The following is a 20,607-nucleotide window of genomic DNA, read 5'->3' as shown; positions in this document are numbered from 1 at the left end:
TCGCTGATGTTCGAACGCAATTTGTTTCAGGAAGATCACGAGATGTTTCGTGATTCCGTGCGCAAGTTCATCGATAAGGAAATCGCCCCTTATCACGCGCAGTGGGAAGAAGACGGCATCGTGCCGCGCGAGCTGTGGCTGAAAGCCGGCGCAGCGGGATTGCTGTGCTGCACGATTCCCGAGGAATACGGCGGTCTGGGTCTCGACTACCTGTTTGACGTCGTCGTGTTCGAGGAGATGGCGCGCAGCGGCTTCACCGGCCCGGGTTTCCTGATCCATTGCGATCTGGTGTCCACGTACGTGAAGTCCTTCGGCACCGAAGAGCAGAAAAAGCACTGGTTGCCGAAGATGGTCGACGGCACCGCGATCGGCTCGCTCGGCATGACCGAGCCGCATGCCGGCTCGGATCTGCGCAACATCCGCACGCGCGCGGTACGCGACGGTGACGACTACGTCATCAGCGGCCAGAAGGTCTTCATATCCAACGGCCAGCTCTGCGACGTGCTGGTGCTGGCAACCAAGACCGACAGCGTCACCGGCGGCAAGGGCATCACCCTGTTCCTGGTCGACACCTCGACGCCGGGCTTCAAGCGCGGCAAGAACCTGGCGAAGCTCGGCCTGAAGGCGCAGGACACCTCGGAGCTGTTCTTCGACAACATGCGCGTGCCCGCCAACTGCATGCTCGGCAAGGAAGGCGAAGGCTTCCAGCTGATGATGACCAAGCTGGCGCAGGAGCGTCTCGCGCAGGCGATCCGGTCGGCGACGGTGTCTGAGCATCTGGTCGATCTGACCGTCGAATACACCGGTAATCGCAAGGCTTTCGGCCGCACCATCGGTGAATTCCAGAATACCCAGTTCAAGCTCGCCGAGCTTGCGACCGAGGCGGTGATCGGCCGCGTCTTCACCGATCACTGCATCAAGAAATTCATGGAAGGGAAGCTCGACGAAGTCGACGCCGCGATGGCGAAGATGTGGCTGTCGAACCTGCACTGCAAGGTCACCGATGAGTGCCTGCAGCTGTTCGGCGGCTGGGGCTACATGTGGGAATACCCGATCGCGCGCGCGTTCGCGGATGCCCGTATCGTCAAGATCGCTGGCGGTTCGATCGAGATCATGAAGCACATCATCGGCCGCTCGCTGTTTCGCGACGTGAACAGCCGCAACAAGACCGAGTCGCTGGTCGTCGCCAAACTTCCGGAAGGCAAGCTGCAGGTCAATAGCTGATGCTTCATCGGCGGGCGGCGCGGGCTTCCGCGTCGTTCGCCGCGGTCACCTGGCGGTTGTCCAATAGCAGGGGGCAGCATGTGGCTCTACGCTGATATCAAGGCGCTTGGCGACATACCGCGCTATCAGGCGCGCGCCTTGCCTGACAAGATCGCGATCAACGACGCCTCGGTGTCGATCTCGTTCAAGGTTCTGGACGAGAACAGCAACCGTATCGCCAACGGCCTGCTCGATCTGGATCTGCCGCTGCGCTCACACGTTGGATTTCTCGGCAAGAATTCCGCGCGCTATTTCGAAATCCTGTTCGGCGTCAGCAAGAGCGGCCATGCGCTGTCGCCGCTGAACTGGCGCCTGGCGCCGTCGGAACTGGCGCAGGTCATCGACGATTCGCAGGCGCCGCTGGTGTTCTATGACCGCGAGTTCGCAGCCCTGATCGGGCAGGTCACGCCGCGCTGCGCCAACACCGTCAACTTCATCGAGCTCGATCCGGGCAAGCGCGACGGCAGTCCTTTCGATGTCTGGTTCTCGGCCTTCGATGCCGGCGATCCGCAAGTCGAGATCGATCCGCGCCAGACCGCGCTGCTGATGTACACCTCGGGCACGACCGGGAGACCCAAGGGCGCGCAGATCCAGCACCAGGCGTTGAACCTGATGCGCCTCAGCGAGCACCTGGAGCCGGCGCTGCTGTGGACGGCCGCCGACGTGATGCTGACGGTGATGCCGAACTTCCATCTGGTCGGCACCGGGCTGTCGCTGCAGTGCCTGTACAACGGCTCGACTTTGTCGGTACTGCCGATGCTGGAGATCGGCGAACTGCTGCGCTGCATCGCGCGCGACCGGCCGACGGTTTGCGCGATGGTGCCGACTGCGATCCAGATGCTGCTCGATCATCCGGATTGTGCGAATACCGATCTGTCTTCGTTACGGCTGGTGATGTATGCCGGATCGCCGATCAGCGCCCGCCTGCTGCAGCGCGCGATCACCGAAATGAAGTGCCGCTTCATGCAGTTCTACGGCGCTACCGAAACCGGCGGTGCGGCGACCCTGCTGCGGCCCGAGCAGCATCGCATCGACGATCCGCAGAAGCTCAAATCCTGCGGCACGCCACTGCCGCTGATCGACGTGCGCATCGTCGACGAGTCGGGTGCGGATCTGCCGACCGGCCGCATCGGCGAAATGCTGGTGCGCACGCCGGGCTCCGCCATGGGCTACTGGAATCAGCCGGAAGCGTCCGCGGCCGCTTTTCAGAACGGCTGGTATCGCAGCGGCGACGTCGCCTATCGGGACGACGAGGGCCTGATCTACATCGTCGACCGGGTGAAGGACATGATCGTCACCGGCGGCGAGAATGTGTATTCGACCGAAGTCGAGCAGGCGCTGCAAACGCATCCGGCGGTGCTGCAGTGCGCGGTGATCGGGCTGCCCGATCTGCGCTGGGGCGAGAAGGTGACTGCGGTGGTCGTGCTTGCTTCCGGCATGGATATCGCCGCTGCCGATCTGGTCGCGCACTGCCGTGAGCGCATCGCCGGTTACAAGCTGCCGAAGACCATCGTGTTCCGCGACGCGCTGCCGATGTCGCCGGCCGGCAAGCTTCTGAAGCGAGTGCTACGGGATCAGTTGGCGGCAGACGAAGCCAAGCTGTAGGAGCGGCTCATGCCCGCGACCGTGCACTGCAAGGTCTCAGCCGCGGGGTATGACCCGCTCCCGCAGTTCCGGAATTGACCACTTTGCCAAACCATAAAAAAGGCCCCGTTTCCGGGGCCTTCGTGCTCACAGCTACAAGGCTAACTCTTGCGACAACTCAGATGCCGATACGCGCGCCCTGCTTGGGCCAGGACTCTGCGGTATCGAACCAGTCGTCCCAACCGGCTGCGATGTTCTGTTCCCGGGCCAGCTTGCGCTCGCCCGGCGTTGCGTATTCCATGTCCCAGCGCTTCAGCGCCGGCTTGATGATGAACTCGTTCCAGACCGGCGGAATCAAAGCGGCCAGGAAGCACACGAACACGCTCGGCATTTCGATGCCTTCGCGATGCGGCACCAGCTTGTAGTAGGGCTGGTAGGAGTTCATGTGGTGGTCGGCGTGATTGGTCAGCTCGAAGCCGACCAGGCGCGTGATCGCACCCAGGTGATTCCAGACATGGCGGCGGCCGACCGAGGTGCCCGGCACGCGGGTCTGACCATAGTGCTGGAAGTAGCTGAAGGACTCGGTCCAGACTTTCGCGATCGCCATGGCCGACATCACGCAGAACACACCCGTCCAGCCGGCCATCGCGAAGATGAGGCTCTGGAAAATGATTTGAAGCGCGACGATCTTCCAGACGCGGTGGCGCCAGTTCCAGCCCGACAGGCCGCGCTTGCGCAGCGCCTCGCTCTCGGCCTTCAGCGCGTAGCTGATCGTGCCCCAGACGGCGCGCGGCGTGAACTTGTAGATCGAGGTGCCGCGCGGCGCGGTACTCAGATCGTGAGGTGTCGACACGTCGATGTGGTGATAGACCACGTGTTCGATGTCGCGCATGCCGTCGAGCAGCGTGAACTGCGCATAGCGGCCGACGGTGCGGGTGATGGTGCCGCGCGCATGGAACATCTCGTGCTGCGCCGCGATGCCGGGCACCAGCGCGAGCCAGCCGCAGCTCAAGGTGCCGCCGAGCAGTTGCAGGCCGCTGAGTTCTTCGACATGCATGCGCCAGCCAAAGGCCAGGAACATCGCGACCGGGCCCAGCGAGCCGATCCACACCGGGATTGCGGCCCAGAATGAGGAGTTCATTTTGCGCATGCTGAAATCGCGCGGCAGAACGAAATCCAGGAAGGTGACGACGAAGAAGGTGCTGAAACCCAGCCACACCCAATCGCCGCCGAGCGCAAAGCCGGCGAAACCGGCCGCCAGCAATAAAGTCGCTGTGTAATATTTCAGATAATCAATCATGGACCTGCTCCTCGCTGCTGCGACATTCTTTAAATTAAACAAACGGTATATTTTGGTCGGACTTAAGCACAACTATTGGGCGACGGAAGCCAGGTGAGGTTGATCCAGGTCGCTTTAGATTGTATGGGATCATACGATCTGGTTGCGGCCTGTCAAGCTTGCCGTGCTGCGGTAGCTTCTGCATCCGCATCACATCGGCCCGAGCAGCGGGCGTTCGTTGGCCGGCAGTTTGGCGGCTGTCTTGCATGGCTGGGTCGCGCAGCCGCGAGCGCTCGACATCGCCTCGTCGGCCCCATCTTCCTCGTCCATCATGGCAGCGCTGGGCTTGGCGACTTCGTCGAGTGCGAACAGGGCCGCGCCGAGCGCACCGGCAATCTGCGGGTCCGGCGCGATCAGCATCTTCGCGCTCAAAGCCTGTTCGATGTAATGCACCGCCGCGTGGTTCTTGGCGACGCCGCCGGTCATCACGATCGGGTTGCGATTGCCGACGCGCGCGACCAAGCCCGCGGTGCGGCTGGCGATCGCGGCATGTACGGCGCCGAGCACGTCGGGCTTGGACTTGCCTTCGGCCAGCAGGGAGATCACTTCGGTCTCGGCAAAAGTCGCGCACATGTTGGAGACCGTCAGCTTCTCGGTCGACGACATCGCCAGCGCGCCCATTGCTTCCACCGGCACCTGCACCGCGCGAGCCAGCGCTTCCAGGAACTTGCCGGTGCCGGCCGCGCAGCGATCATTCATCGCGAACTGCTGCACCAGGCCGTCGCCGCTGACCGCGATCACCTTGCTGTCCTGGCCGCCGATGTCGATCACCAGCCGCGCTTCCGGGAACATCGCGATCGCGCCGCGCGCGTGGCAGGTGATCTCGGTATAGCTCTGGTCGGCGACGTCGATCATGCGCCGGCCGTAGCCGGTGCTGACGGTGCGCGCGATGTCTTTCTGCGCGATGCCGGCCTGCGCGAACGCGCCGTCCATTGACACCTGCACGCCTTCGGCGCTGATCGAGCCCTTGCTCGCCACGCAGGACGCCACCATCTTGCCCTTCAGATCCAGAATCACCGTCTTGGTGGTCGTGGAGCCGAAGTCGATACCCATCACATAGGACTTCATCGCGTTTCTCCTTGCCGGAGTCTCTTGCATCGCCTTGATTGCACGCCTACGCGGCGATGCCGACGCGCTTGCGCGCTTCGATCGATTCCAGCATCGCTTCGACACGACTATTGACGATTTCGTCCTTGTAGAACGACTCGTCGACCATATCGCCCTCGATCATCGCCACCGGCAGGCCGAGGCGCTTCTGCACCGCGTCGGCGATCAGGAACTGCGGGTTGCTGAACGCGCGGCAGGTGCGCGCCGCATGTAGCACCACGCCCTCGATTTCGTAGTGCTTACACAGCTTGATGATCTGCTCGATCATCAACGGTGCCGACAGGTTGATCGGGCACACCAGGTAATTCACCGCCATGCCTTCCAGCGGATTCTCGACGTCGATCGACTCGAACTCGTGCCAGAAACCCATGTGTGTATAACGGCCGGCGACCATGTTGGCGTCGTAGGCGGCGAACTTGTTCGCAAGCCAGCCGATCTTGTTCCAGTTCATGATGCCGTCCCAGAACAGACGGTATTTCTCCTGGGGAATGCCGCCTTCGTTGTCGGCGATGCGCTGCACGATTTCGGCCTTGGTCTTCTCGAAGTAGTCGACGATCGCCGGGCCGCCCGGGATGAAGTTCACCGGCGCCAGGCTCGTGGTCCAGTCGAAGAAGCTCGCCGGTGCCGGCTTGGCCTTGCAGAGTTCCATCGCCTCGACGCGCAGGCGGCCGGCGGTCTTGGTGTAGCTCATGATCTCGGACAGCTTGTCCCAGTTGTACTTCTTGCCGGTCTGCTGCGCGATCCAGTCGGTGCAGGCGCGGATCTGCTTGACCATGTACTGCTTGGCCTCGTTGAATTCGGAGCCGCCCAGGTACATCGCGTCGGGCTTGTTGCCCCAGACCCAGGGCACCGAGATGTTGAAGATCGGGATCTTCTTGCCGAACAGCCGGAACAGCATCTCGTCCCACTGCTGGCCGGTGCTGCAATACGGGTAGGCGCTGATGAACATGTCCGGCGCCGGGATGCGCTCGCCGAGCAGGCCGGCGCCGAGCGCGTCGGAGAAGCTTGATCCGCTGGCCTCGACGCCGCGGTTCTGCGCGAGCACGCCGCAGCCGATGTGGGTGCGCGCGTAAGAGCATAGCTCCTTCATGTAGCCGCGATGTTCGGCGGCGGTTTGCGCGGGTTGTTCGTTGTTGCGGGCGGCCAGCAGCGCCGACCAGGCTTCGCCATGCACCCAGCGGATGTCGGCGGCCTGCATCAGCGGATTGATCGCGACGCCTTCATACCAGCAGACCAGCTTGCCTTCGGCTTTCGCATTGAACACGTCTGTCCAATAGTCGTTGACCATCTTGTTGTTCATCGACGAGGTCTTCAGTCGATTGGCCTTCTTTCCCTGCGGCAGGATCAGGTCGTTCATGCTGCGATTCTCCGGGCGGCGGTCTGGCGTTTGACGACTTCGAGGAAAGTTTCGACGCGGGTTCTTAAGGCCTCGAACGAGTTCAGTTCGTGCTCGGTCTCGATCAGCAGATGCGGTACGCCGCGCTTCTCGAAGGCTTCTTTGATTTCGGGGTAGTAGTACATGTGCGGTTCGCAGAACTTGGCCATCAGCACGATCATGCCGTCGGCGCGCGAGCGTTCCATCGCATCGAGCAGGTAATTTTCCCAGTCGGCGTTCTGGTCGACGCGAGTCGGGCAGGGCACTTTCAGATTGCGCTCCAGATACCACTTGGCGAGCGCGTCGAGCGGGTCGATGCTGTCGTCGACGTCGGTCGATATGAAGCGCTGGCCGTGGTACAGATCGTCATCGACGACGATGCCGCCGCACTCCTCGATCATGTCGAGCACGCCGGTTTTCGGTGCCTGGCAGAAGTGCCCGGACAGGTACACGCGCACACCGCGCTGCGCGGTCGCCCGGGTCTTGTCGAACTCGGCGAGCAGTTCTTCGAGCAGGCGATTGTGCTCGGCCTTGTCCATGATCATGCTGCTCTTGACCAGGATCTGCATCTGCCTGGCGGTCAGCCGCGCATCGCCGGCGCGGCGCATTTCGTAGAGCTTGCGCAGCATCTGACGGTTCCGGTTGAACAGGCGGATGCTGGCGCGCATCGCCTCGTCGTCGATGCTATGGCCGATCATTTCCTCGAGGCCTTCCTTCAGATTCAGGAACGTCTCGCGAGCGCGGCCCAGGCTCCAGGGATCGCTCATCGACGAGATCAGCTGGTAGAAATGCACGCGCGTATTCGGCAGCTTGGCGCGGACCACGTCGGCGGCACCGAGTACCTGCACGCAGTGATCGCCGAACATGATCGCGTCGAGAAAGTCGTAGTCGCCCTTGCAGGCCTGGTCGACGATGCTGCGGGTGAAACCGCAGTAGAACGGGTAGATCATGCCGTGGCCGACGGTGATCGGCTCGTGGCTTTCCTGCAGGATCACCGGCGTGCAGCCGGCGGCGTGCGCCATCTCGCCGGGAAAGTGCATCGGGAACGAGCCGACGATGCGGCGGCCGCTGGCTTGCTTCCACTGGCTGGCTGCCGCGAGCGAATTTTCCGCGGTCCATTCCAGCGTGCCCAGAATGCTTTCGATGCTCATGGTGTAGGGTTCTCCTCTAATGGACGAATACTAATGAAGCTATTTCATTAAAGTCAAGAGACGTATCTCGATGGCCGGACGAGTTCTTTTTATTAAAATAATGAAATCATGACGTTGAGAATAAAACTTACTAATGAGTAACATTTATCAAATCGCCTTGAAGGGGTATTGAATGCGTAAAGTGGAACGCGTGGCGACGCGCAGGACGGTGAACCGGCTTTCATCGGATGACCGCATCAGCGACATCATGGCCGCGGCCCGCGCCGCCGTGACCGAAAAGGGCTACGAGAAAGTCTTGATTTCGGATATCGCCGAGCGCGCCGGCGTGGTCGAGGGCACGATCTACCGCTACTTCGAGAACAAGCGCGACCTGCTGGTGAAGGTCGCCGAAGCCTGGTTTGGCGGGGCCTTGTCCGAGGATTCCAGGATCGATTCGATCGACGGCACGATGAACAAGCTGCGCCATCTGGCCTGGCGCACCTTGTCGATCATCCGTCGCGAGCCGGTGCTTGCGCGCTTCATGCTGATGGAATTGCGGCCCGATCCGAGTTACCGCGGATCGCCGTTCTTCGATCTGAACCAGCGCTTCACGTCGGATGCGCTGCGCGTCTGCAAGCAGGCCATCGCCAGTGGTGAATTCCACGACGACGTGTCGGCGCCGATGCTGCGCGACATGCTGTTCGGCTGCATCGAGCACCGCACCTGGGCGTTCCTGCGCGGCGAGGGCGAATTCTCGATCGACGAAGTCGCCGACGGCGTCGCCAAGGTGATTTATCGCGGCATGCTGGCGGCCCCGGCTGCCGCCTCGAGTGCCGACAGGCTCGATGAAATCACCGGGAGACTCGAGCAGGTCACCCAGGCGCTGCTGAAGAAAACGTAGGTCGGCAATCCCTTGCCGACGTGAGGCCTCGATTGCGTATCGGGCTTTCACGTCGGCAAGGGATTGCCGACCTACGACTGGCTCTGGTAGGTTGGGGTGAGCGCAGCGAACCCCAACATCCGCGCGCGCAGACTAGGCAGCCGAAATGCCGCCATTGACGCTGATGGTCTGGCCGGTGAGCCTGGCGGCACCGGGGCCGCACAGGAACACCAGCAGCGCGGCCAGGTCTTCCGGTGTCGCGACGCCCAGATCGGCCAGCGCGGCGACGCGCTCGAACAGCTTCGCGCTGAAGCCTTCCTTCTGCACGCGCGCTGCGGTCGGCGTGCCTTCGATCAGCGACGGCGTGATCGCATTGACGCGGATGCCGAAGCGCTTGGCCTCCATCGCCAGCGTGCGTGAAAACACTACAATTCCCGCCATGCCGGCGCCGAGAATGGTCTCGCCCGGTGTCGGCACCTTGGCCGCGTCGGAGGCCATGTTCAGGATCACGCCGCCGCCGCGTTCGCGCATCGATTCCAGCACCAGGCGGCTCATCAGCATCGGGGCGAGCATCGTCGCCAGCAGGATCGGCTCGATGTCTTCCAGCGCGATTTTCTGCAGCGGCTCCGGAGTGTAGAGGCCGATCGTCGAGTTGATCAGCACGTCGATGCTGCCGAGCCGGCTCTTGGCCTCGTGCACCGCGCGCGCGGCCTGGTCGATCTTGCTGGCGTCTGCGCTGATGAAAACGATGTTTGCTTCCGGGATGTTCGCTTCCGATGCGCGCGCCAGCACCGTTTTGCGCGCGATCTCGCCGCGATCCTGGTTGCGGCCGAGCAGCGCGATCCGGGTAACGCCGGCATCGACCAGCTGCAGCGCGGTGGCAAGGCCGACGCCTGAAGTGCCGCCGGTGATGAGCACCGAGCTGTCGCTATAAGGGCGGACGGTTTTCGACTTGTCGGACATGCTGTTTTCTCTCCTCGGAATGGGCTCGGCCGTCGCGGCTAGTCGCGGCTTCGGATCCTGCGGTCCGCCGCCGAATGATGCGCAGGTGTTGACCGTAGTGGATCATGCTAACTAGTATGGCACAATACATTATAGGGACGGCACCGCGAAGCGCCGCTTGAGCGGGACGTCGATCTCCATACGATCTCCATATAAGTATCAACGGCGGAGGAGCCGGGACATGACTCAGCATCACGAATCTCACCACGAATCCCTCTACATCGATGGCCGGTGGGCGAAGCCCATCTCGACGCAGCGCATCGAGGTGATCAGCGCGACCACCGAAGAAGTCATCGGCAGCGTCCCGGAAGCCAGCCAAGCCGATGTCGACAGCGCCGTCGCCGCCGCGCGCCGTGCTTTCGACGGCGGCTGGTCGCAGACACCTCCGGCCGATCGCGCCGCGGTAATCAACCGTTTCGCCGACGCGATGGAAAAGCGCGCCGAGCGCATCACCCGCGCGGTGAGCATGCAGAACGGCATGCCGCTGGCGCTGAGCCAGCAGTTCGAGGGCGGCTACGGCGTTGCGCTGGCGCGCTACTACGCCGGCCTGGCGAGCGGCATGAAGCAGGAAGAGCGCCGCGCGTCGCCGCTGGGCTTCGACACGCTGGTGCGGCACGATCCGATCGGCGTCGTCGGCGCGATCGTGCCGTGGAACTACCCGGTGGTGCTGGCGCTGACCAAGATCGCGCCGGCGCTGGCCGCAGGTTGCACGCTGGTGATCAAGCCTTCCCCCGGCACCGTGCTCGACAGCTTCATCCTGGCCGAATGCGCGGCGGAAGCCGGATTGCCGGCCGGTGTCATCAACTGGGTGCCGGGCGGCCGTGAACTCGGCGCCTATCTGGTTTCGCACCCGGGCATCACCAAGGTCGCGTTCACCGGATCGACCGCCGCAGGCCGCTCAATCGCCCAGGTCTGCGGCAGCCTGCTGCGCCCGGTCAGCCTGGAACTCGGCGGCAAGTCGGCCGCGATCATCCTCGACGACGCCCAACTCGATGCGGTGATGCAGGGCCTGCATTTTGCGGCGCTGGCCAACAACGGCCAGACCTGCGCGGCCTGCACGCGCATCCTGGCGCCGAAGAGCCGCTACCAGGAAGTCGTCGACGCGCTCGCGGCGATGGCATCAAGCCTGGTCGTCGGCGATCCGCTGGATCTGGCGACCCAGGTCGGCCCGCTGGCCTCGTCCGAGCATCGCGCCCGTGTCGAGGGCTACATCGCCAAGGGCAAGAGCGAAGCTCGCGTGGTCGCCGGCGGCGGCCGCCCCAAGAATCACGCGACGCGCGGCTGGTTCGTCGAGCCGACGATCTTCGCCGACGTCGACAACAACGCGGCGATCGCGCAGCAGGAAATCTTCGGGCCGGTGCTGGCCGTGATTGCTTACGGCGACGAGGACGACGCGGTGAAGATCGCCAACGATTCCGAGTTCGGCCTCGGTGGCACGGTCTGGTCTACCGACAGCGAGCGGGCGATCAAGCTCGCGCGCCGTGTCGCGACCGGCACCATCGGCGTCAACGGCTACGTGATCGATCTGAACGCGCCCTTCGGCGGCGTCAAATCCAGCGGCCTCGGGCGGGAGTTCGGCCCCGAGGCCCTTGCCGCTTACCAGCAGCTCAAGTCGATCTACCTGCCCGGCGGCTGAATCGCCGGGTGGCTGCAAGCCGAGCGCCATACGCCGTCTCGACCTGATTTCTTTCTTCTTCTCCGCTCTCTCGTGACGGTTACCCTTCCGTTCGAGAGTCATTCGGCCCCTCGCCGTCAGAGGGGCTTTTTTTTGGCTGTTGAACAGGAGCCGACATGGCGCTGCCGAACCATCCTCTGGGCAATCGCTACACGCGTCTTGTTGGTATCGCGCATCCGATCATTCAGGAGGGGCTCGGCCCGTTCAAGACGCGGCGGCTCGCCGCCGCGGTTTCCAACGCCGGCGGACTCGGCACGGTCAGCATGCCCGGCATGCCGGTGGATCTTGCGGCCGGAGCGCGAACCTTCCGTGCGCATATCGAAGAATGCGCCGCGCTGACTTCGCAGCCGTTCGCGGTCAACATCCCGGTCGGTGTCGACGGCAGTGGCGAGGTACTACCGTTTACCGATACCTATATCCGCCTGGTACTGGCGATGCGGCGCGAGGATTCCTCACTCGCCAGGCGATCAAGGCCGAGCAGGCCGGTGTCGACGTGGTGATCGCCGCGGGTTTCGAGATGGGGACGCGATTTATCCTGAGCCAGGACAACAGCGACTGGCATCCTGCGTATCTGCAGGCGCTGCTGAATGCGCAGGAGGGCGACGATGTCGCATTCGACGGCGTCTATGGTCCGTGTCGCGGGCTCAGGAATGCGGCCTCGCTGGAACTGCTCGGATCACAGCGCGAGTCGGATGATGTGGTCGAAACCACGCGAAAGAAAATCGAGTCGATGCAGCGGGCGCAGAGCGACGGAGATGTCGTCAACGGCCTGGTGCTGACCGGGCAGGTCGCATCGGCGATCAACAGCCTGATCCGCGTAGCCGAGTTCGTTCCGGAGATGGCGGCGGAAGCGGCGGCGATTCTGGATCGGCTGGCCTCTCGTCGCGGATGACGATTCGGATACCCGAACTGTAGGAGCGGTCCTTGACCGCGATTGAAGCCTTCAAGAGCACAATCGCGGTCAAGGACCGCTCCTACAGGCCAGGGTACTTTACGGAGCTTCGTTGACTTCAATGACCGTCAGGAACTCGTAGGTCCGGAACGCCTCCGTCAACTGTTCCCTGATCGCGTTGGCGTCGCCCTTGCTGAGCTGCGTCCGCACCGTCACGCGCGGACGCAGGCCGGTTTCATCAACCACCACTTCGCAGCTGCCACTATCGCCGAGCAGCGCAGCGGCGACGCCAGTGGCGACGCGGCGCATCGAATCAAAGCGCAGGGCCGGCTTGTTGATCTTGCCGACGGCGGTCATCGGCATCGCGTTGATCGCGATGATTTCGACCGGAACCGCGGCGCGTTCCTGCACGTCGCGCTTGCACAGTTCGAGCAGCTCCTGCATCGACGGCGGGACCGCGCCCTCCTTGAACTGCACGTAGGCGATCGGCATCTCGCCTTTGGCAGCGTCGGGGCGGCCGATCGCGGCGGCGACCTGCACCGACGGATGGCAGACCAGCACTTCTTCGATCATCTTCGGATCGATGTTGTGGCCACCGCGGACGATCACGTCCTTGGCGCGGCCGAACATCCAGATATAGCCGTTTTCGTCGATGGTGCCGAGATCGCCGGTGTTGGCCCAGCGCCAATCATCCTGCATGCCGGTGATGAAGAATTCCTTGTCGAGGCGGCTGTCGACATAGCCCATCGTGACGCCCGGACCGCCGACCGCCAGCAAGCCGCGTTCGCCCGGCGCGCATTCGCGGACGAGGCGATTATCGCCGTCGACTTCGACCACCTTGACCGGATGCCAGGGCAGGTGCACGCCGACCGAACCCGACACCGGCTGGGTACTGTCGTCAGGGTGGCTGGAAACCGCGCCGTGGATCTCGGACATGCCCCAGAGCTCGCGCAGCCAGATACCGAAGCGGCTGTGGAAACCGCGCAGCAACTCCACCGGTATGGTGCTGCCTCCGCACTGAAAGCAGCGGATGCTGTGGCCCTCGGAAGAGGTGTCGGGCAGTGCGAGAATCGCGGAAGCCGTTGCGGGAGTCGCGATCAGCGAACTCATCTTGTGGCGACGCGCAAGGTCCCAGAAATTCCTCACCACGCCAGCGTTGCGGAAGCCGTCGGTGGTCAGTGTCAGCAGCGTCTGGCCGAACAGCATCGCCCGCAGGGCCAGCAATACCGAGCCGCCGACGTGGAAGTTCGGCATCGCATGGCCGACCACGCACTCCGGTTCGGAGCCGGCGAGTCCACCCATGGTCCAGGCGTTCAACAGTTGCCCGCGGTGCGACATGCGGACCAGCTTCGGCGCAGCGGTGGTGCCGCCGGTCGGCAGGTAGACCGCCTCGGCATGCGGATCTCTACCCGGCTCGAACGTCAATCCGGCCGGACTGGCGCCGACCGCAGCGGCGAAGTCGTCTTCCGGATTCTCGGAGTCGACGATCAATACGCGCTGCAGTGTCGGCACGGCGCCCGTGATCTGATCGAGCTTGTCCCATGCGCCGGCGCCATGGCGGCGCGTTGTCGTGACCAGCACCGTCGCTTTCGACGCGTTCAGGATCGATACGATCTGCTTGACTTCGAGATACGGATTGATCGGATTCGAAATACCGGCGGTCGAGCCGGCCCATGAGGCAATCAGCGCCTCCGGCAGCATCGGCAGGATGATCGACACCGAGCTGTGGGCGTTGCCTGCAAGCTGTTTGAACAGGTTCGCCGCACGCTGGATCTGGATGAGCAAATCCGAGTAGGTGATGTTGCGCGGTGCAACCTCCGGGTCGGCTGACAACAGATGGCTCAGTGCGATCTTGCCCGGCGCGGCGGCGGCGGATGCCGCGATGCACTCGTAGATGGTATTGCTGCTCAGTACATCGTCCGGTGTCGACTGTTCGGCGCCGGCTATATCCGCGGCCGAGTTCAGCGCCGGCCTCAACAGATTCGCGGGCCGCGTGGCATCTGCCGTTTGGCTGCTCATGGTTCTCCCCTCCGGTTGATCGCGTGGCTGCAGCTCATTGATAGGGTGTCTGCTTTCCGTTCACTGGAACGGCAGCGCGCCTGTTGCGGCGCATCAAAAAGCGGTATCTGGCAAATGATGCATTGTTATATCGTATCAGTCCATACTATCGCCGGAAAGGCGGCAATCGCGGACATGAAAGGCGCGCCGCATTTGCCGCCGGGCAGCGATGCGAGCGCTGGATGGAAGGAAAGCAAAACGCAGTAATGACGGGGCCCGATCGCACTTAATAGTGCACAACAGTAAGTTTTTGGTGGTGCTCACGTCGCTGGTCGCCTGGTCAGGAATATCAGTTTCCATCGGTTCAATCCCGATACGTGAATCGTGTTGCATGGGCCGAAACCAGATGATATGGTTGCATACGAAGAGCGCCGCAAAATAGCGGCCGCGTAGCGCAAACACAACATAGGGCGCACGCGATCAGGTACAGCAAGAATCTTAGAACAGGCGCCACGGCGCCACGTGCGTGTTCAGCGACTTTGACATCGGTAACTGGAGGGAGAGTAGTGAACAAGAAGATATGGCGGAATGGGCTCGGCTGGCTGGTGCTTGCATTTTCACCTCCGGGTCTTGCACAAATGGAGTCTTCCAGCAGCGATGCTCCGGCGCAAACATCCGACCCAACCGCAGTGGGTGCCGCGGCGCCCACGCCGTCGGATACGCAGCAGCTAGAGACTTCGACGGCTGCGGGCGGCGCCCAGGAAGGCAGCGCTGACGGCGTGCCCGCCACGGTGCCCGAGGCGAGCAGCGAAGCGGCCGTCGATGCGGCGGCACCCACCGAAGCGGAGCCCGAAGCTGAAGCGACGGCCGGCGGCAGCGGCGTCAAAAACCGCATGATCGAAGAAGTGGTCGTCACCGCGCAGAAGCGTGAGCAGAACCTGCAGGAAGTGGCGAGCTCGGTGACCGCATTCAGCGGCACTCAGCTCGAAGCGCAGGGCATTTCCGACATCAAGGACATGCAGCTGGTCACGCCCGGGCTGACCTACGACTCGATGGCGAGCTACTCGATCATCTTCATCCGCGGTATCGGCGGCGACGCCTTCCAGGCCGCCGTCGATTCCAGCGTCGCGACGTACATCGACGGCCTCTATCTGCCGTTCACGTTCTCGGCCGCCCAGGCCCTTGGCGACGTCGCTCAGGTCGAAGTGCTGAAGGGCCCGCAGGGTACGCTGTACGGCCGCAACGCCATCGCCGGCGCGATCCTGATCAAGCTCAAGGAGCCGAGCAACACCTTCCGTGCGGATGTGCTGGAGCAGTTCGGCAACTACGGCGACTTCAAGACCAAGGCCGCGGTTTCCGGCCCGGTCCCCGGCGTCGAGTCGTTGACCTACAGCCTGTCCGGCCTCTACGAGAACCGCGACGCGTTCACCAGCAACTTCGTCACACCGTCGAGCAACTACCTGCCGTATCGCAACATCGGGTTTCGTGGCGCAATCAAGTGGGAGCCGATGGATGACCTGAAGGTGACGGCATCCTACTACTGGCTGAAGAACCAGGATGCGGACTCGGTGGCGACGACGCTGCTGAAGACCGCCCCGCTGTTCGCCGCGCTGCTGACCGACAACACCGAAGCGCACAAGTCCGGCAACGAACCCAACGTCGGCGTGCATGCGCTGACCCGCGTCGCGACGCTGTCGGCCGAGTCGCACCTGATCGACTGGTTCGACATGAAGCTGGTCTACGGCCACACCAACGCGCTCAGCAACATCGCGTTCGACTACGACTCCGCTCCGGAGCCTGTGCTCGATATCAGCGCGCTGCCGAACACTGCTCGCGCCGATTCCGCCGAGTTGATCTTTACCTCCAACCCGGCAACGGCACCGGACTGGCTGGAGTGGGTGGGCGGCCTGTACTACGAGAACTCGTACAAGACCGGCCGCTACCCCGCGACGGTCGATCCGCTGGCGACGACATTGGGCCTGATCGGCTCCGCGCAGTTCGGCGGCAAGTCGCCGCTGTGCGGCTTCCTGGAAGGTCTGGGCCTGGATTGCAACGCCAATCCGAACACCAACCAGAATCCGCTGGTGGTACTGCCGATCATCAGCGGCATCCAGACCTACTCGTACTCGGCCTACGGCCAGCTGACGTTCAAGCTGAACGATGACCTGTCGGCCATTGCCGGTACGCGTATCACCACCGAAGAGCGCGACCTGAAGTACTCGGGCGTGCAGGCGCAGATCGACGATGCACCGATCGATATCGGGACGATTGATGCCATCGTCTACAACCCGCAGCAGCACACCTGGAACAGCCTGACGCCGAACCTGGGCGTGAATTACAAGCTCACCGACGACATCCTGCTGTACTACAAGTACTCGGAAGCCTTCAAGTCGGGCAACTACAATGGCCTGAACATCAATAATCCGCCGACTCGCGTCGAGCCGGAAACGGCCAAGTCTCACGAAATCGGCTACAAGACCGAGTTGTTCGACGACCGCTCGTTGAAGTTCAACGGCGCGTTCTTTCAGACTCAGGTCGAGAACGCGCAGGTGCAGACGCTGGCTCTGACCAGCGGCGGCGTGACCAACCTGGTCAACGCCGGCAAGTACACCGTCCGCGGCACGGAAGTCGAACTGAACTGGTTCGCGACCGAGTCGCTGGTGTTCTCGGCGACCGGCGTCTACCTGCATGGCCGTTACGACGAGTTCATCGGCAAGGGCTTCGACGACACGCTGTATCTGTACACGCAGCATGATTTCAAGGGCAACGATACGGTCAGAACGCCGAAATGGTCCGGTACCCTGGCCGGCAGCTACAGCTTCCCGCTCGGTTTCTGGGGTCTCGAGGGCGACGTCGGCAGCGATGTGTACTACAACGACGGCTTCTATTACGACCCGCTCAATACCCTGACCCAGAAGTCCTACTACATCCTCAACGCCCGTCTCGGCGTCAACGATCCGGCGCATAACGTCCGCGTGAGTCTGTTCGGCAAGAACCTGACCGACGAAGTGTTCTTTACGCAGAAGTATCGGCAGGACTTTGGCGACACCGGCATCTACGGCGCGGCCCGCACCTATGGCCTGACCGTCACGTGGAACTACGGATCCTAAAGCTCACATGAAAAGCCAATCGGTCCGTGTCGACGATATAAATCGAGTTGTGGGAGAGACAATGAATCGCAAGAAAGCTTATTACACCGCAGCGCTGGCTGCGATCGTGGGGGGGCTGGTTTCTGTGCCGGTGTTCGCGACCGAAGGCCCGTACATCGGCGCTCGCGTGGGCGCCAACAAGGCCGGCACCCAGACATACGACTGGAATGGTCGTCAGACCATCCTGCCGGTTCCGCAGCAACCGATCCCGGTAGAAGATCAGCTGATGGACAACACCGGCGAATCCATCGCCGACTACAAGTACAAGACGGGTCTCGTATTCGGCTACGTCGGCGGCTATTCGTTTGCCAACGGCCTGCGCCCGGAATTCGAGATCGACTTCCGCCAGGACAAACCCAAGAGCATCGACTTCCTGACAGCCGGCGCGATCAACAGCAACAACGACAGCACCCAGCACGTTGCGCTGGACAGCACTTCGGCATTCATCAACCTCTGGTACGACTTCTTTCCGTCGTCCAGCTTCCATCCCTACCTGGGTGGCGGCGGTGGTGTGATTCGCTACACGATGAACCATTTCCGCGAGAACGTAGTGGCCACCGGACGCCACACCGACGGAACGGTGATCTCGGTCATCACGCCGGTGCTCGAAGACACGCGCCGCTCGGATGATGCGACGTTTGCGTATCAGGGCGGCGCCGGCATTCGCTACGACTTCAACGAGCAGCTGACCATCGGCCTCGACTATCGCTACGTCAAGGGCGGTACCGGCCAGTTCTACGTCTATCGCCTGCAGCCGGAAACGCATTTCGACGCTGACTACCAGGCGCAGTCGGTGTTCCTGTCGGTGGATTGGTACTTCCACAAGAAACCCGCCCCGGTTGCACCGCCGGCTCCGGCCGTGGTCGCGGTTGCGCCGCCACCGCCGGATACCGACGGCGACGGCGTGATCGACGATCTCGACAAATGCCCGGGCACGCCGCTGGGTACGCCAGTCGACGACAAGGGCTGCCCCTTGCCGCCGCCGCCGCCGCCGTGCAAGGCGCCACAGGCGGGTGAGCGCGTGTCGCTTGCCGGTTGCGGTACCGGTGACGTGATTGTGTTGCGTGGCGTGAACTTCGAGTTCGACAAGGCGCGCCTGACGCCGAACGCGAAGCTCATTCTGGACAGTGTCGGTGACGAGCTGGTTGCCAATCCGCAGATCAACGTCGAACTCGGTGGTCACACCGATTCGAAGGGATCCGACGAGTACAACCAGGTGTTGTCGGACAAGCGTGCGAACTCGGTGGTGCAGTACCTGGTTGGCCGTGGTGTCGACAGCAGCCGCATGACGGCAGTGGGTTATGGCGAGACTCAGCCGGTTGCGGACAATGACACCGACGAAGGTCGCGAGTTGAACCGGCGCGTCGAGCTGAAGATCGTCGGTGCCAGTGCGGATGGTTCGATGGCGGTCCCGGTGAAGGCACCGGCCGACCCGGCGCCGGCTGATGCTCCGGCGCCGGAAGCGGAGAATCCGCTCTCGAACGCGACGCCCTAGGCTTCGACGTGATGTAAAAAAGGCCCGACTCAGTCGGGCCTTTTTTTGTGGGTGCAGGGTTTTCGCAAATCAAACCGCCGTTGCCGGCTGGAACTGTAGGAGCGGGTCATACCCGCGATTGTGCCGGTGCAGCGTCCATCGCGGACAAGGTCCGCTCCTACAGTGCCGCGAACCGGGCGGCTGTGCTGATCGATCAGGGGTAGCCGGGTTCTTGTTTTGTATGGATGCATGTCGGCAATCCCTTGCCGACATGAGGCCTCGTTAGTCCGAGCACGTCGGCAAAGGCATGCCGACCTACGGCGCCGTCGCTGCTCGTCTAAGGCATCTTCGACGAATGACTCGCGTCGGTGAACTTGTCGTAGTAGATCGATTCCAGGCTCATGCCCTGTTCGGTCATCGACGAGATGCCGGCGTCGATCATGCCCGGCGGGCCACACATGTAACCCTCGGCGCTGTTCCAGTCGATGCCGGGCAGCGCATCGGTGATGAACTGCGTGACCAGGCCACGTGCGCCTTTCCACGAGCTGTCGGCCGGCTCGTGCGACAGCACCGGCAGGAACACGAACTTGTCGGCCCAGCCGTCGGCAATCGCCTGGATCTGCTCGACCATGTACAGATCGGCCTGGGTGCGTGCCCCGAACAGCATCGCGCAAGGGCGCTTCACGCGCGTGTGCTTGGCGTGTTCGAGCAGGCTCAGCAGCGGCGCCAGGCCGCTGCCGCCAGCGATGCAGACCATCGGACTTGCGTTCGGGCGCAGATAGAAATGGCCGTGGGGGCCTTCGACTTCGAGCGCTGCGTTCACAAGCTGGCCGCTGAACAGTGCCTCGGTAAAAGCGCCGCCAGGAATCTTGCGGATGAAGAAGTTGATCGTCTTGCGGCCTTCGCGTTCGGGCGCGTCGGCGTAGGAATAATTGCGTTCGCGATCCAGGCCGGGCAGGCGCAGATTCGCGTATTGGCCGGCGACGAAGCGGATCGGGCGATCGAGCTCCAGCGTTACGCGCAGGATGTCGTGCGTCAGCGCTTCGGTGCCGGTGAGTTTGGCCGTGTACTTTTCCGGCGGCGGCGCGTCGCTGACCAGAGGCTCCACCGTGATGCGCGTCATTGGGTCTTTCGGGATCGCCTGACAGGCCAGGATATAGCCCGCCGCGATCTCCTGCTGCGACAACGTATAGCCGAAATCGCTGAGCGCGTTGACGCGGCCTTCCTTGAGCTTGCTTTTGCAGGAGCCGCAGGTGCCGACCGTGCAATTGTGCGGGAACGGGATGCCGGCTTTCAGCGCCGCCTCCAGCAGGGTCTGATTGGTCTCCATTTCGAAGCTGATTCCGAAAGGCGCAACCTCGACGAGCTTCGGCTGCTTGGCGCCGAACAGCGATTTGAGCAGGCTCATGCCAGGCCCTCGGCAACCGCGAACTGCGCTTCGGTCTTGCTGCGCAGCTCGGCCAGCGTAACGTCCTTGGCCAGCTCGATCAGCCTGGCGCCGCCACCCTTGCGATCGATCTCGAACACGCCGAGTTCGGTGATCAGCAGATCGACCACGCCCTTGCCGGTCAGCGGCAGCGAGCACTCGCGCTTGAACTTCGGCGCGCCGGTTTTCTCGTTGTGCTCCATCACCACCACCACGCGCTTGACGCCGGCAACCAGGTCCATCGCCCCGCCCATGCCCTTGATCATCTTGCCCGGCACCATCCAGTTGGCCAGGTCGCCGCTCGAAGCCACCT

At 62.9% G+C, this 20,607-nt stretch carries 16 protein-coding genes; 8 read left to right on the top strand and 8 right to left on the bottom strand.

Translation table 11 applies throughout. The features are described from left to right. Positions 1–6: 6 nt before the first annotated feature. Positions 7–1,224 (top strand): acyl-CoA dehydrogenase family protein, encoded by a 1,218-nt coding sequence (locus JWQ90_RS20935; protein ID WP_299696936.1) that lies wholly within the window; start codon positions 7–9, stop codon positions 1,222–1,224. Between the two features lie 78 nt (positions 1,225–1,302). After that, positions 1,303–2,868, top strand: a complete 1,566-nt coding sequence (locus JWQ90_RS20930; protein ID WP_299696935.1) for a long-chain-fatty-acid--CoA ligase — start codon at positions 1,303–1,305, stop codon at positions 2,866–2,868. Positions 2,869–3,025: 157 nt separating this feature from the next. On the opposite strand, the gene JWQ90_RS20925 is transcribed toward JWQ90_RS20930, so the two are convergent. The 4 genes from JWQ90_RS20925 to JWQ90_RS20910 all read right to left on the bottom strand — a co-directional run bounded on the left by JWQ90_RS20925 (position 3,026) and on the right by JWQ90_RS20910 (position 7,819). Then, positions 3,026–4,147 carry an alkane 1-monooxygenase gene (locus JWQ90_RS20925; protein WP_299696934.1) on the bottom strand — a complete coding sequence of 374 codons (1,122 nt, stop codon included), beginning with the start codon at positions 4,145–4,147 and terminating at the stop codon, positions 3,026–3,028. Between the two features lie 189 nt (positions 4,148–4,336). Beyond that, entirely contained in the window at positions 4,337–5,254 is a 918-nt protein-coding gene (locus JWQ90_RS20920; protein ID WP_299696933.1) for an acyl-CoA dehydratase activase, read from the bottom strand. 46 nt (positions 5,255–5,300) lie between these two features. Then, entirely contained in the window at positions 5,301–6,650 is a 1,350-nt protein-coding gene (locus JWQ90_RS20915) for a 2-hydroxyacyl-CoA dehydratase subunit D (protein WP_299696932.1), read from the bottom strand. Next, a complete protein-coding gene (locus tag JWQ90_RS20910; RefSeq protein WP_299696931.1) occupies positions 6,647–7,819 on the bottom strand; it encodes a 2-hydroxyacyl-CoA dehydratase subunit D in 1,173 nt (390 codons plus the stop codon). The genes JWQ90_RS20915 and JWQ90_RS20910 overlap by 4 nt, the downstream gene beginning before the upstream one ends. Before the next feature lie 172 nt (positions 7,820–7,991). Between JWQ90_RS20910 and JWQ90_RS20905 the strand changes: the two genes are divergently transcribed. Beyond that, on the top strand, positions 7,992–8,699 hold the full coding sequence (locus JWQ90_RS20905; protein WP_299696930.1) for a TetR/AcrR family transcriptional regulator: 708 nt from the start codon (positions 7,992–7,994) through the stop codon (positions 8,697–8,699). Between the two features lie 132 nt (positions 8,700–8,831). Here JWQ90_RS20905 and JWQ90_RS20900 read toward each other — a convergent pair whose 3' ends face one another. Beyond that, positions 8,832–9,641 (bottom strand): SDR family oxidoreductase, encoded by an 810-nt coding sequence (locus tag JWQ90_RS20900; RefSeq protein WP_299696929.1) that lies wholly within the window; start codon positions 9,639–9,641, stop codon positions 8,832–8,834. Positions 9,642–9,861: 220 nt separating this feature from the next. Here JWQ90_RS20900 and JWQ90_RS20895 point away from each other — a divergent pair, with 220 nt between their 5' ends. The 3 genes from JWQ90_RS20895 to JWQ90_RS20885 all read left to right on the top strand — a co-directional run bounded on the left by JWQ90_RS20895 (position 9,862) and on the right by JWQ90_RS20885 (position 12,247). Next, positions 9,862–11,316 (top strand): aldehyde dehydrogenase, encoded by a 1,455-nt coding sequence (locus JWQ90_RS20895; RefSeq protein WP_299696928.1) that lies wholly within the window; start codon positions 9,862–9,864, stop codon positions 11,314–11,316. 155 nt (positions 11,317–11,471) lie between these two features. After that, positions 11,472–11,855, top strand: coding sequence for a nitronate monooxygenase (locus tag JWQ90_RS20890; RefSeq protein WP_299696927.1), 384 nt, complete (start codon positions 11,472–11,474; stop codon positions 11,853–11,855). Continuing rightward, positions 11,849–12,247 (top strand): nitronate monooxygenase, encoded by a 399-nt coding sequence (locus JWQ90_RS20885; protein ID WP_299696926.1) that lies wholly within the window; start codon positions 11,849–11,851, stop codon positions 12,245–12,247. Before JWQ90_RS20890 ends, JWQ90_RS20885 begins: the two co-directional genes overlap by 7 nt. Before the next feature lie 99 nt (positions 12,248–12,346). Here the strand turns inward: JWQ90_RS20885 and JWQ90_RS20880 are convergent, their stop codons facing one another. Next, the gene (locus tag JWQ90_RS20880) at positions 12,347–14,266 is read right to left on the bottom strand and encodes an AMP-binding protein (protein ID WP_299696925.1); all 1,920 of its coding nucleotides are present in this window, start codon (positions 14,264–14,266) and stop codon (positions 12,347–12,349) included. A gap of 545 nt (positions 14,267–14,811) precedes the next feature. Here JWQ90_RS20880 and JWQ90_RS20875 point away from each other — a divergent pair. Together JWQ90_RS20875 and JWQ90_RS20870 are read left to right on the top strand one after the other, a co-directional pair. Further along, positions 14,812–17,355 (top strand): TonB-dependent receptor, encoded by a 2,544-nt coding sequence (locus tag JWQ90_RS20875; RefSeq protein WP_299696924.1) that lies wholly within the window; start codon positions 14,812–14,814, stop codon positions 17,353–17,355. Positions 17,356–17,416: 61 nt separating this feature from the next. Then, positions 17,417–18,889 carry an OmpA family protein gene (locus tag JWQ90_RS20870; protein ID WP_299696923.1) on the top strand — a complete coding sequence of 491 codons (1,473 nt, stop codon included), beginning with the start codon at positions 17,417–17,419 and terminating at the stop codon, positions 18,887–18,889. Positions 18,890–19,205: 316 nt separating this feature from the next. Here the strand turns inward: JWQ90_RS20870 and JWQ90_RS20865 are convergent, their stop codons facing one another. Both JWQ90_RS20865 and JWQ90_RS20860 read right to left on the bottom strand, forming a co-directional pair. Next, complete coding sequence (locus tag JWQ90_RS20865; RefSeq protein ID WP_299696922.1) at positions 19,206–20,276, bottom strand: 2Fe-2S iron-sulfur cluster binding domain-containing protein; 1,071 nt, start codon at positions 20,274–20,276, stop codon at positions 19,206–19,208. Then, on the bottom strand, positions 20,273–20,607 hold a 335-nt coding region (locus JWQ90_RS20860), incomplete at its 5' end, for a CoA-transferase (RefSeq protein ID WP_299696921.1). The genes JWQ90_RS20865 and JWQ90_RS20860, both read right to left, overlap by 4 nt.

This window comes from Hydrocarboniphaga sp., assembly GCF_028291725.1.
Classification (GTDB): Bacteria; Pseudomonadota; Gammaproteobacteria; order Nevskiales; family Nevskiaceae; genus Hydrocarboniphaga.
This window is presented reverse-complemented; position numbering and strand designations above follow the sequence as displayed.